Below are 622 nucleotides of genomic sequence, written 5' to 3' on the forward strand. Positions count from 1 at the left end.
ATTTAAATCCAAGTCTATATATTTAAAAGGTAGTACAATTAGTATAACTAAAGTAGTAATTGACATATATACTAAGGTGATTTTTCTAAAATATTCATCGCTTACGCAGGTTATCGAAGCTAAAAGCAGTTTAGATGTTTGTGTTTGTGTGTATTTTAGAAAGTTTATTATTTGTATTGCTAAAAAGTAAACACCTAGATATAGGCCACTTTCTTTTGTCGTACTAATTATCCATTGATCTAAAAAAAGAAATAAATACGAGCACAATGCATTAACTGAGTTATAAAAGAAAAACTTTCCGTTATAATACTCATTTTTTATGTTATCGGTACTTGAATTAGAAATAGACAATGTGCTTATTAATTTAAACAATGCAAAACAAACAAAAATTGAAGCAATGATAACGGACATTCTTATAACATTTTCTTGCCAGCCAACTATAACAAGAAATAATGATATAGTAATCGAAACAACATTACACTTTTCAATTACAATAGCTAAGTTACTTTTTCCTAATGCATAAAAACCACATGCTATAAAACCGCTAATCATTCCTAATATTGAGATAAATAGATAACTAATTGTTTCTTCTAAGTTATAGCCCTGTCTCTTATACACATCT

General features: G+C 27.2%; 1 protein-coding gene. It reads right to left on the minus strand.

Annotated features, from left to right (window positions below):
• The coding region (locus tag F0226_RS22460) for a hypothetical protein (RefSeq protein ID WP_216606707.1) at positions 1–622 on the minus strand (622 nt) is incomplete at both ends.

It is taken from the genome of Vibrio sp. 99-70-13A1 (assembly GCF_013114625.1).
Taxonomy (GTDB): domain Bacteria; phylum Pseudomonadota; class Gammaproteobacteria; order Enterobacterales; family Vibrionaceae; genus Vibrio.